The organism is Clostridium sp. KNHs205 (assembly GCF_000702945.1).
Classification (GTDB): domain Bacteria; phylum Bacillota; class Clostridia; order Lachnospirales; family Lachnospiraceae; genus Anaerocolumna.
Map to the genome: position 1 here is coordinate 636427 of NZ_JNLE01000005.1, position 12166 is coordinate 648592.

11 protein-coding genes and 1 pseudogene are annotated in these 12166 nt (G+C 39.6%); 3 read left to right on the forward strand and 9 right to left on the reverse strand.

Annotated elements, in window-relative coordinates:
- Window positions 1-109: 109 nt before the first annotated feature.
- Both BR73_RS0122410 and BR73_RS0122415 read left to right on the forward strand, forming a co-directional pair.
- Complete coding sequence (locus BR73_RS0122410; protein ID WP_033168085.1) at window positions 110-310, forward strand: helix-turn-helix transcriptional regulator; 201 nt, start codon at window positions 110-112, stop codon at window positions 308-310.
- Entirely contained in the window at window positions 307-867 is a 561-nt protein-coding gene (locus BR73_RS0122415) for a hypothetical protein (protein WP_033168086.1), read from the forward strand. The genes BR73_RS0122410 and BR73_RS0122415 overlap by 4 nt, the downstream gene beginning before the upstream one ends.
- A 211-nt stretch (window positions 868-1078) precedes the next feature.
- Here BR73_RS0122415 and BR73_RS0122420 read toward each other — a convergent pair whose 3' ends face one another.
- The 9 genes and pseudogenes from BR73_RS0122420 to BR73_RS0122455 all read right to left on the reverse strand — a co-directional run bounded on the left by BR73_RS0122420 (window position 1079) and on the right by BR73_RS0122455 (window position 11151).
- Window positions 1079-3568, reverse strand: a complete 2490-nt coding sequence (locus BR73_RS0122420) for a homocysteine S-methyltransferase family protein (protein ID WP_033168087.1) — start codon at window positions 3566-3568, stop codon at window positions 1079-1081.
- Window positions 3569-3635: 67 nt separating this feature from the next.
- A complete protein-coding gene (locus BR73_RS0122425; RefSeq protein WP_033168088.1) occupies window positions 3636-4037 on the reverse strand; it encodes a hypothetical protein in 402 nt (133 codons plus the stop codon).
- Between the two features lie 45 nt (window positions 4038-4082).
- The gene (locus BR73_RS0122430) at window positions 4083-5885 is read right to left on the reverse strand and encodes a bifunctional homocysteine S-methyltransferase/methylenetetrahydrofolate reductase (RefSeq protein ID WP_033168089.1); all 1803 of its coding nucleotides are present in this window, start codon (window positions 5883-5885) and stop codon (window positions 4083-4085) included.
- 386 nt (window positions 5886-6271) lie between these two features.
- Complete coding sequence (locus BR73_RS0122435; RefSeq protein ID WP_051685615.1) at window positions 6272-6604, reverse strand: DUF2500 domain-containing protein; 333 nt, start codon at window positions 6602-6604, stop codon at window positions 6272-6274.
- A 385-nt stretch (window positions 6605-6989) separates the two neighbouring features.
- Window positions 6990-7418: a hypothetical protein gene (locus tag BR73_RS0122440; RefSeq protein ID WP_033168091.1), complete on the reverse strand. Its 429-nt coding sequence runs from the start codon at window positions 7416-7418 to the stop codon at window positions 6990-6992.
- Window positions 7419-7496: 78 nt separating this feature from the next.
- Window positions 7497-8099 (reverse strand): annotated as a pseudogene (locus tag BR73_RS0122445) (response regulator transcription factor); the annotation flags it as partial.
- A gap of 264 nt (window positions 8100-8363) precedes the next feature.
- Complete coding sequence (locus BR73_RS29210) at window positions 8364-8507, reverse strand: hypothetical protein (RefSeq protein ID WP_197032715.1); 144 nt, start codon at window positions 8505-8507, stop codon at window positions 8364-8366.
- Between the two features lie 537 nt (window positions 8508-9044).
- Window positions 9045-10256 carry a GNAT family N-acetyltransferase gene (locus BR73_RS0122450; protein WP_033168092.1) on the reverse strand — a complete coding sequence of 404 codons (1212 nt, stop codon included), beginning with the start codon at window positions 10254-10256 and terminating at the stop codon, window positions 9045-9047.
- An 82-nt stretch (window positions 10257-10338) separates the two neighbouring features.
- Window positions 10339-11151 (reverse strand): MerR family transcriptional regulator, encoded by an 813-nt coding sequence (locus BR73_RS0122455; RefSeq protein WP_033168093.1) that lies wholly within the window; start codon window positions 11149-11151, stop codon window positions 10339-10341.
- A 176-nt stretch (window positions 11152-11327) separates the two neighbouring features.
- On the opposite strand from BR73_RS0122455, the gene BR73_RS0122460 reads away from it, so the two are divergent.
- Window positions 11328-12026: a YitT family protein gene (locus BR73_RS0122460; protein ID WP_051685498.1), complete on the forward strand. Its 699-nt coding sequence runs from the start codon at window positions 11328-11330 to the stop codon at window positions 12024-12026.
- The last annotated feature ends 140 nt before the right edge of the window (window positions 12027-12166 follow it).

The following is a 12166-nucleotide window of genomic DNA, read 5'->3' on the forward strand; positions in this document are numbered from 1 at the left end:
CTCCCATCCATACCGGTCATACCTGTCAAATTACAAGTGTCAGAATCTTAATGCAATATATATTTGACATTTTGCAATTTATACTATATAATCTGTGTCAGGTGATGAAATGAAAAATAAAAAAATGAAACTGGCGCGGATTGAAAAGGATATGTCACAGGAAGACCTGGCTATAGCCGTTGGCGTTACCAGACAGACAATAGGATTAATTGAAAGCGGAAAATATAATCCCACTCTGAACCTATGTATTGCGATTTGCCGCGCAACAGGTAAAACTTTGAATGATTTATTCTGGGAGGATGTAGAATGAAGTGGTTAAATTCCAAGTATCTTGCAGACAAACTGGCTGCTGATTTGCACCAAGATGAACGAATTACAAGAAATACTCAGCAGGCCAGTGTGTGGGCAGTACTGGCAGCCTATACCTATCTGATAATTGAAATAATATATAAAGTAATTACCACGAAGAGTGTGGATGATTGCGGATGGGCAATCGGTCTGCTCTTAATAATCAGTGTAGTTCTTCTTATAGCTGAAAAAGGTTATATAGAGGCAATGCTTCCCCGTAGCTTAAACAGAAAACTGCTGCCTACGAATACCTCCGGAAGAAAAACGAGAAGCCTTCATTACGTATTAAATTCCCTCTGGCTGTCAGCAGGTATCGTTATTGTATCCGCTGTCTTTCATTATGGCTTTGGGGTACAGGATGCACAGTTTGAAGGAGTTTCTGCTCTTAAGGGCGCTGTTCAGATGTTTATTCCCTTTTTTATATTCAGTCTTATCTTTAATTGGATAATGGGAGAGCATGCTGTTAAAAAATATAATAAGCAATGTGATGAGCTGGAGGAAGATTCTGATATTAGTTAGAGTGATTGATTTGTAACTTAATTATTTATAAACGCAGCTGGAAAAATAACTTGTATTTTTCCAGCTTTTTGTTTAAGGATATTAGTAAGGTACCTTCCGTATACCTAGAAATCAGGAAATAAAAGGAGCTGGTGCAAATTAAACAAGATTCCGGTAAGAAGCTCCTTTTCAGGTGCATGAAAGACCTTACCTAAGCTTTGCAATCTTACTCTTACAATTTCAATAGTCTTTTTATAACCGTTACAGTTTCTCCGGCATCTGCTGCAAAGCCGTCTGCACCTATCTCATCAGCGTAACTTTGCGTAATTACCGCACCTCCAATAATTACCTTTGCTTTTAGTCCTGCTTCTTGTTTTAAAGCTATAACGCGTTTCATTTCAAGCATGGTGGTGGTCATCAGGGCGGATAATGCAATAATATCCGCCTCCTGCTCTCTGGCTGTTTCTATGATTTTTTCCGATGGCACATCCTTGCCCAGATCAATAACCTGAAATCCGTAGTTCTTAAGCATCAATACCACCAGATTCTTACCGATATCATGTACATCTCCGGAAACTGTTGCTATAACCACCGTTGCCAGCTTCTTCTCCTCCTGGCCGTCTTTTAATAGCGGCTCCAGATAATCAATTGCGGTTTTCATGGCTTCTGCCGACGAAATCAGCTGGGGAAGAAAATAAATCTGCTTGTCAAAGAGCCTGCCAACTTCATTTATACCCGGTATCAACAGCTCATCCAGTACAAAGGAAGGTTTAACCTCTTCTTTCAGAACCTCCTTAACACGTGCTACAATCTCTCTTTTATTTCCTTTTATTACTGCGTCATAAACATCCTGATAGGTTTTATTCCCCTCAATAACCTTCGGGCTTCCTGCGCCTTCCTCCTGATTTAAGGAAGTATCTGCTCCGGACTTCTTAAGAGTTTCTTCTTTTCTGGTTACAACAGAGGATGGTCTTTCCGTTACTCTTTTGATATACCTGATGTCTGACTCTTCTTTGGCTGCAAGGAGATCTGCTGCAAAGGCTGTGTTCATTAACAGCTCCTGAGAGGGATTTGCTATTGCCATAGTAAGTCCTTCTCTGATAGCAAGTGCCAGAAAAGTACTGTTTACATACTGTCTCTCAGGGAGTCCGAAGGATATATTGGACAACCCCACAACCGTAGCCAGTCCAAGCTCTTCCTTGCAGTAACGGATGGTCTCAAGGGTCTGCAGTGCTGCGTCACGATTGGCTCCTACGGTATTTACAAGCCCGTCTACGATAATATCGTCTTTTTCAAGACCATTTCTTTCTGCTGCTTCTGCAATAGTACGGATAATATCTTTCTTCTCCTCCAGATCCTTCGGTAAACCTTTATCTGATAGAGGAAGCAGTATAAACATAGCTCCGTATTTATGGGCAAGGGGTATTAGTTTCTCAAACTTCTCCTTTTCCAGGGATATGGAGTTAATAAGGGCACGTCCCGGATAGATTCTCAGAGCGGCTTCCATTACACTGATATGGCTCGTATCTATGCTTAGGGGCAGCCCTGAGAAACCTGTTAACTCATAGATTGCTTCGAGCATGGCTTCTTTCTCATCAATGCCGTTCATCCCCATATTTACATCCAGAATATCCGCACCGTCTTCTTCCTGCTGCCTTGCAAAGTCCGTAACCATCTGGTAGTTACCCTGCCTTAATTCTTCCTGAAGGGCTTTCTTACCGGTCGGGTTGATTCTTTCACCGATTACAAGGAATTTCCCGTTATCCTTAATCTTAAGTGCTTTACGTTCTGTTGTGAGAATCCTTACTTTTTCAGGAGTAAGTTCCGGCACCGGAAGCTCACTGACGGAAGCCTTTAACATAGCTAAATGCTCCGGTGTAGTTCCGCAGCAGCCACCGATAATACCTGCTCCTGCCTCCACAAGTCCTCTGGTTTCTTCTGCAAATTCTTTCCCTTCCATAGAAAAGACCGTTTCATCATTTACAAGCTTTGGCAGACCTGCGTTGGGCTTTGCAATAATAGGAACGGAAGAATACTTTTTCATTTCACTTACGATATCCTTCATGCCTTCCGGACCGGTGGAGCAATTCACACCTACGGCATCCGCTCCCATCTTTTGAAGCACGGTAATTGCCGTTACCGGGTCCGTGCCGTAAAGGGTTCTGTTATTCTCGTTAAAGGTAAGGGTTATCATAACAGGTAAGTCACAGGTTTCTTTTACTGCCAAAAGAGCAGCTCTGCATTCCTGCAGACTCATCATAGTCTCTATCACAAAAAGGTCAGCACCGGCTAATAACAGATAAGCGATCTGCTCCTTATATACCTCAACCAATTCTTCAAAACGAAGAGTTCCCACCGGGTATAACTGCTGCCCGGTCATGGTAAGGTCACCGGCGATATAGACTTTTCTGTCAGCAGCCGCTTCTGTTACTGCCCGCTTGGACAGTCTCACAAGTTCCTGATTAATCTCTGCTATTCTGTCTGCAAGGCCGTATTCGGTAAGCTTTATTCGGTTACCCGTAAAAGTAGGCGCATAAAGAATATCCGTTCCGGCTTCGATATAGGCTTTTTGCAGGTCAATCAGAACACCAGGGTTCTTAAGTATCCATTCTTCCGGGCATACACCGGTAGGCATCCCGGCTTTTTGCATATTGCTGCCTGTTGCTCCGTCTAAGAGTACGATTTTCTGCTTTGTCAGCTCTCTGAATTCTTTTCTTGTCATGGTAACCTCTTTCCTGAATCTATCGTTGCGTTTTGGTTTTCTCCCAACTTATATATTCCTGCTTCGTTTATATCTTTCCGACCAGCCAGGTCTTTGCCTTTTCATAATCATCTATAAAGGAACAGGCAAAGGTAGCTTTGGCTCTCTGTTCTTTCAATCTGCTTTTGATAAGATGTTTTATCTTCTTACAGGTTCCGACAAAAACTACCTTGCGCAGTTTGTTCAATTCTATCAGCCGATTAAGTATATCTTCTGCCATGTCTTCCTCTATAACAGTCTGGTTAATATTAACCGCTACCAGACCGGTAGAAGAGGGGCGCTTTAAAACTTCCAAATCCTTATGAAACTTCTCCATTACCAGTTCCTTGTGCCCATAAAGAGCATCCAGCTGCTCAAACCAGATTTCTCCCCCTTTATAGGCCATGGCAAAGGACTCCCTTACAATCGGCTTATCATCAATATCCCTCATAATTTTACCTTAGACCTTATCTTCTATCTATTGTTTATTTATACGCTATACAATCTTTATTTTTTCCATGAGGCTTACCCGGTTAAAGGGAAGCATAAAATAATAACCGTCTGCAAAAGGACTTATATCCCTGATTATTTCACTTGCAATATCTGCTGCTACCCACTCTGCCTCTTCTTTCTCCATATCCGGTCGGTATCTTTCCACTACCCAGTCGGGTACATTGATACCGGATATCTCATTCTTGATAAAATTCGCATTGGTGTAGCTTACAAGAGGCATGATTCCGCATAAGATTTTAGTATTTACCCTTTTCTTGATTTCTTCCAAACGCCGCATGTCTTCCTCTGAATAAACAGGCTGTGTAAGAAAATATCCGGCACCGGCTTCAATCTTCTTCTCCATCCTCTCAACTACCTTCTCAATGGGACCTCGTCCATAATTCAGTGCTCCTCCATAATAAAGAAGTTCCTCAGGAAAATGTTCTCTGTTCATTTCCTTTACATAATTCATGAGCTGAATGGAGTTATAGTCAAACACACCGGTAGTAGACTGTCTGTGTTCACTGGGAATAGGATCTCCGGTTACAATCAGAATATTGCGTATTCCTCCTAAATAAGCTCCAAGCAAAGTGGAACGCATGGCGATCATATTTTTATCCCTGCAGCATACATGGGGCATAACAGGTAAACCTGTTTCATTATGCAGCTTTAGAGCCATCAAAATGGAATCCACTCTGCTTCTTCCCATAGGAGAATCGGCAATGGTTATGATATCTGTACCTGTTTCTTTTAATTTAAGAGCACAGGCTATAACCTTTTCATCCTTTGCATCAAAGGGTGGATCCAGCTCCACTGCGACTACTTTCCTGTTTGTTTTAAAGAGCTCATAGAAATCATTGGTTCTGACTTCAACTTTGGTCTCCTTTAATTCTGCCAGGTCTTTTCTGACTCCCCTGTAGTCTTCTCTTAACAGAAGACGCTCTGACATATTCTGAATATATTCAGGTGTGGTACCGCAGCAGCCGCCGATAATATCGACACCCAGATCACATATTCGCTGAAGATTCTCTCTAAAGTACCCTTCATTATCCATAAAGACCAGCCGGTTCTTAAACTGTTCCGGATAGCCGGCATTGGGTATTGCAGCAATGAATTTCTTCTCCGGGAAGGGCAGACGTTTTAGTATCTGGTTCATATGTCCGGAACCGATACCACAGTTGAAGCCTCCTGCCTCAATTTCCTCCATCTTTTCAATGGTCTCAAGGATTGTTCTGGCACTGATTCCCTTAGTGGTAAAACCATTCTTATTAAGACAGAAATTCGTAATGATAAAAGCGTCCGGTTTCTTCTCTTTAATATATGCGGTTACATTTTTTAAGTAATAGAAATCCGAAAAAGTCTCAAAAAGAAATACTTCTCCACCTGCTTCTAAAAAGGCATCACACATCTCCAGATATTCTGCAAGTATATCCTCTTCCGTTCTGGTACCATTTTCAGGTATTGGTCCTATATCACAGGCGATATAGATATCCTGTGCAGCTGTTAATCCTTCCGCTTTCGCTTCCTTCACAGCCCTTTGGGCCAGACGATAGGCATTCTTAATTAACTCTCTCTGTTCTTCTCCAAACTGTGACAGGGTTTGCTTATTGGCCGCAAAGGTATTGGTTCTGATTAACACCGCACCGGCTTTGATATACGCTTTATGGATATCTGCAATTATGTCTTCCTTCTTAATATTCCCGTATTCTGATACAGCATTATCATTGTTCAGCAGCCTGGAATAATAGGTCCCCATGGCTCCATCTGTAATCAATTTGTGTTCTTTTAGGTACTCCCTTAACTCCATGGTTTTATCCTCTCTGATTGAAGTAGAATACTGATGGTATATTTATTCAGATTTCTTTTCGTTTAATTTCTTTTCTTCTGTATAATGTCATTTCTTTTTTTGTATAGTTTCATTTCTTATATCTAATTTGATTTCCTCTATGTAATTTCATTTCTTATATCATAATCAGAAATGAATGACTTGTCTACAAGAATTATTTTTCAGATAATAAAAAAGAAAGGATACTGCTTGAAGTTGCAATAAACCTTTCCGTCCTTTAGACTTATCGATTCTTTTAAAAAACCTTCGTATTTTTATTCATTGCTCAGGTATCTTTGAAACCTCATTACACACTTTCCAGATTACAAAATGCCCTCTGTGCATAGAATTATCACAGGCTTCTGATCCTACAAGGTTATATCCCTGGTATATTCTAAATACCTGGTTCCCTGGAATTTCAATTTGCCGTAATCCCCTTCTGCCAACATTCCGTATTCTCTTCCACTTACCGAGAACTCCATTCTGTCACCGCTCTCCACTTCGAAGGTAGCATAATACCAGGTACTTGAGCTTGAAGAAGCAAAGTCGTCCATTGTGTTATTGCTACTATGAGAAACACTGGTTCGTTTGGCAACTACTTTAGCTTCTACAGTAAGAACAGGTGAATTACTATTTTTGATACCCTGTCTGATTGCAGATATTATCCCAAATAAAATAATTCCAAATACCAACAGAAACATAATTGTAAAAATCCCCGGAAAAGTATTTCCTCCGAAGCCATTTCCGAAACCATTTCCAAAACTATCGCTAAACCCAGTATTAAACCCACCCATAAAAATCCTCTTTTCCACCAAACGATAATTATAATTTCGCTTGATTATAGAACGACATCTTTCATCATTTACTTATTTTCTTCGCTTTTATTATAGCAAAACCGAAATCCGGCTGTCAAATAATTCTAAGTAGCAGTCTTCAGGATGTATCTTTTTCAATCTATGATATGAAGTACTTTATAAGATAAATTTATACTGTAGTATATGTTTCATTTATTAATCTGTTTCACTAAAAAAGAGTACCACGCATTCTCACAAAGCAGGGTACCCTTATTATTCTCATAAAATAGTATTAGATATAACGCTTACACTCATTGATATTATTTTCTTCCAGGGTTAACAATCTTTGTCCTAATTCTTTGATTTCACTGTCTGCACCGTTATATTTACGGTTATTTTTTATGATATCAATTACACCCATGGTACTGCCCTGCATAAGCATCCCTGCAATATGGGAGGCTGATTTATCCGTTAAGGTCTTAACATTGATCATCACATCAGCTGAAACCTTCTGAAACATAGAAATATCTTTTTCTTCTTTGTTTCTTTGTTTCAGATACTCTTCCGCTTTCCTCTCGATGGACTCATATTCTCTGAACTGAGAGTTTAAAGTACTGGTAAACTCCTTATCTTCCGCAATATTGATCAATTGTCCCAAAGTATCTGTACCCATTTTAGCATTTTGATAAATATAATTTAAATATTCTTCATTCGCATCCATTGTATTACCTCCTTGGAGATAATATTCACCGAATACTTTTCTTTTATACGGTTTGATAACGTCTTAGAAGATATTACATTATCTGTCAGCCATACGGTAACCAACACCCATTTCAGTAAGAATATACTGAGGTTCACCGGGATTTTTTTCAATTTTTCTTCGAATATTTGCCATGTTTACACGAAGTGTACGGCTTTCATTGGCATAGGGTCCCCAGATTTCCTTGATAATATAATCATGGGTTAATACTTTGCCGGGATGTCTTGCTAAAAGTGCAAGTATTTTATATTCAATAGGTGTCAGATGAATGTTTTGCTTTTCCAGATAAACACTTCTTTTCTCATAATCGATTTCCAGTTCTGCAATCTTAACAATACCCGATTCTTTTTTCATTTCCTCACTGCTTCTTATTCCATGGCGCAAAGCTGTTCTGATACGTGCCAGCAATTCAGGGGTTCTAAAAGGTTTTACGATGTAATCGTCAGCTTCCAGATCAAGAGCCTCCACCTTCTCTCTTTCATGCCCTCTTGCGGATACTACCACAACAGGCACCTTAGACCAGGTTCGTATATTTTTCAGCACTTCCAGACCGTCCATATCCGGCAGCCCCAGATCCAGGAGAATGAGATCCGGAATATAGGAAGCATTCATCTGAATTGCTTCTCTGCCTCCTGTACTTCGTTAAGAAGATATAAAGAAATGAAATATTATGTAATTTTCTATACCGTAAATAGCGACTGATGCCAAATGAATACAAACGGTAAGAAGCCTCTTAGCTTTCCTGTAATGCACTGCCTGAAAGACCTGTTGCCGATTTGGGTGCATAAACGAACAATTTTTGAACGATTTAGCAACTAAATAAGCAATGTGTCTGTCAGCCGGTGTGTAGAGGAAAGCCAAGAGGCTTCTTACCGCAACATTTTTTAAAATAACAGCTTCTTTAACTCATCTTTTCTGATTCTGAGGACCAATGCCCTCTCTTACCACATTATGAGTCTGATTCTGGTTTTCTGGTTTTTCTTTATGAGTTGACTGATTAAATTTTTCTTTTTCCTTGCGCTGCTGCTGTTTTTCAGTATCCTTCTGCATGTCTTCCCCATTTCTGCGCTTTTTGATCTTTGAAAAGCGCTGACTATAAATTACTGAGATTAACTGTGTTTGTCCACACACTCTGCTCAATCTGTTTAGTAGTACAAAACCAATCTTAGCTCCAACAAAAAAATATGGAATAATAAAATTGCATTTTCAGATAGTATCTGCAGCTGAAAGTATTTTATGTACATAAGATTGTAAGGTAAGTATTCATCGCATCAGGTTCATAAATCTGCTTTTTATTATGAAGCCTTGAATTCACCTTTTTGTTGTTTTGGTAATATTCAAGTTTTATTCAAATAAAAATATTCACAATCTTTTCAATAACCATTCATATTAAGTACATTTATGAACAGTATACTACTTATATAGCAATAAACAAGGTTCCCCACCTTGCTGACATAATCTTTTTTTTCATATGAGGCCAGACGGTTAAACCGGCTGGCCTTCCTCCTTTTCTATCTGTAGTTATCCCTTCCGTAAAGTCTTAAATAATTTACATATAGATAAGATTTCTGTTAGCTCATGTATCTGTTAAAAATAATCAGAGAAATAAGGTGTCTGTTGTTCAATGGCATCCTCTAACATATCTACAGTGTCAGGGCTGCAACTTAAACGTCCGATTTTATGCAGATAATCCGGACGTTTATATCCAAGGAGCATGGTTGTCATTGTTTGTATATCTATCTTATCGCTGCTTTTTTCTGAGGTTCTAAGAATTTCACCCTTTCCTTCTGCTGAAATGTGCAGCGTAAAAGTTCCCTGGTTCCAGGATAAAAGCGGATCATCCAGGGTAAAGGTCCATTTCCTGTCAGCAGTATCTGCCTTAAAAGGATAAAGGGCTATGAACATTTCAATATCTACAATACGTGCCATAAAATAAGGTGAAATGGTCTCCTTAATATCTGCATCCTCCAGTAGAAAAGCCAGGGGTTCATCGGTATGGATATTCCCGGTAACCTTTGAAATCATGGAAAAATGAGCACTGATAAAATTCCAGAGTCCGCTTCTTGCTTCTTCATGGACAAATATCATATCCTTTATATGAAAGATCTCATCTGCTATCCAGTAGAGCACATAACCGTCCGGCTCACCCTCCTCGTTGTAATAGATGGCTGCCATCAGATCATCTGTATCCCATAGCCAATACTCGTTCCAGGCAAGATCTCCCCGAAGCATCGCACCATGGGTCTGAAGTGCAAAACGCTCATAAGCTTCTCTGACCTGCTCACTCTCCGCAGGGACTCTCTCAATCTCACCGGATACCCTTTTATTTTTGGGCAGCTGATAATCATTTATTTCAAAGGTGATCTTATCCGAAATGATTTCCCAGCCTTTCCTTCTATAATAAGGAATGGAATAGGGATATAAATAAGAAATTGACTGCTTACGGTTTCGCATATTCTCAAGGGCCTGGCATAATAGCTTATGCATGAGTCCCTGACCGGAATATTCCGGATAGGTGCCTACTCCTGTAAGACCACCCATATCGTAGGTCTTATTAAAGATTCTGACCTGAAAAGGGTACACTGCTACCTGTGATATTAATTTATCATCATCAAACCATCCCAGCACATCCGCTTGCTCAAGAATGGGAGATTTGGCTCTTATAATCTCTTTCTCTTCCCAGCCTATCTGATGGAGTTCTCTGTCAGTAACCTGAAAGACATAACGAAGGAGCTGATTATACTGTTCCAGATGCTCTAAGCCCACTTTTCTCATTTTTAGCTGTTTTCTTCTACTCATAATCTCCTCTTATCTCGCTTATTAGCGACAAATAACAATTCCAATTCATATGCAGTGTTCCGTCGCAACTTAGTAATGTTATTCAAACTGACTCTAATATTTGTATCTGAATTTCTGTGAGAAATTCTTCTTCCTTCATAGTTTCCCGATTATCTATTACATATATTTCAAAGGGATCACCGGATATGTTAAAACCCTGAGACTTACTATATGCTATCATCTTACTTATGCGTTCCGTACTCTGCAGGTAATCTCCCCTGTAACAGCAGGACAGATATCTTCCCTCCGGAAGCATAAAATCATAGTTCTCCTCTGTACGCTCCAGAATAAAGAAAATGCTGCGGTATACATTTACCAGGCCTTTTTCCAGATCCTCAAGAGACATTACCGCACCAATGGACTGATTTCCAAAATCTCTTATTTTATTTTCATGCTTTCTGTGAAGCTTCTTTACTGCAAAATCCATTTCTTCATCTCTGGTGATATATTCATTCAGTCTTACACAGGGACGGGGCGGCAGCTCCTTTACTACATATTCTCCTGCTGTAATACTGGCAGCAGACTTTAAAGCCTCTATACGGTCTTTCATTATCTGTTTTCTTTCCCTGAGTTTTTTTAACTGCTCTTTGACATACTCCTGTTCTTCATAGAGTAAGGCAATGGTATTATCTATACTTTGATGATCCAGATATTCCTTAATCTGCTTCATGGAGAAATCCAACTGACGAAGATCCGATATAATATTTAACTTGTAGATATCTTTAAGACTATAAAGACGATATCCGTTTATATCTCTTTTCGGCTTTAAGATTCCAATTCTTTCATAATATCTTAGAGAATCCACTCCGATTCCATATAGTTTTGAGATTTCGTTTATTTTATAGTAATCTTTCATGGTTACCCCATTCTGACATTGATTTTTAGACACTTTGTCAGTAAAATAAAGCTCTTGACATTAGTATTATACCAGAGTTTAAAATGGAATGGTAGGGATTAATTCAACTTATGGATAAAAACCCCAGAAAAACACCTGAACAATAATTTCCAGGTAAATTTGAAAGGTTGACTGTTATGTTAGGAAAAAGATTTATTACGAAATTTATAGATAATAATAAAGGACTTTTGACATTAAAAGCCTTTGGAGCCATATTGCTGGGTACTGCAATAGGTTCCTTCGGCATTTATAATATACACCAGCAAGCAAATATCACAGAGGGCGGCGTAATCGGGCTGATCCTGTTGTTAAATAACCAGCTTGGTCTCTCTCCGTCACTGCTGACCCCTATCCTTGATATCCTTTGCTATGCAATTGCCTTTCGTTATCTCGGCAAAGATTTTATTAAGGTATCCTTTATCTCAACCCTAAGCCTGGCAGGTTTCTTCAGGCTGTGGGAACAGTTCCCGCCTGTACTTCCCAATCTGTCGCCTTATCCCCTTGTTGCAGCCATAGCAGGTGGTATCTTTGTGGGAACAGGTGTCGGCCTGATTATAAGACAGGGTGGTTCCAGTGGAGGCGATGATGCCCTGGCACTTATCATTTCAAAATTTACCCGCTGCAGATTATCAAAAGCATACCTGGCTACTGATATTGTAGTATTGAGCTTATCCCTGCTTTATATTCCGCTGCAAAGGCTTGTTTACTCCCTTGTAACGGTAGTTATCTCATCCTTGCTTATTGAGTCCGTCCAGAAGGTCGGCCGTAAAAAAGAGAAATCAGCGGAAGACTATTCATCTGAGGAAATTCCTTTACCGGATTCCATTGAGCCTTAAATTTCCTGGGGGTTCTTCACCTCCCATCCGCTTGGATTTGTTTATTATGAAAGATTTTATTCTATTAGAAAAAGGCTGATACGGCTTTTAACTGTATAAGATAAGCTTTACTTCAGACTATCTTATTATAGTTAACCAGC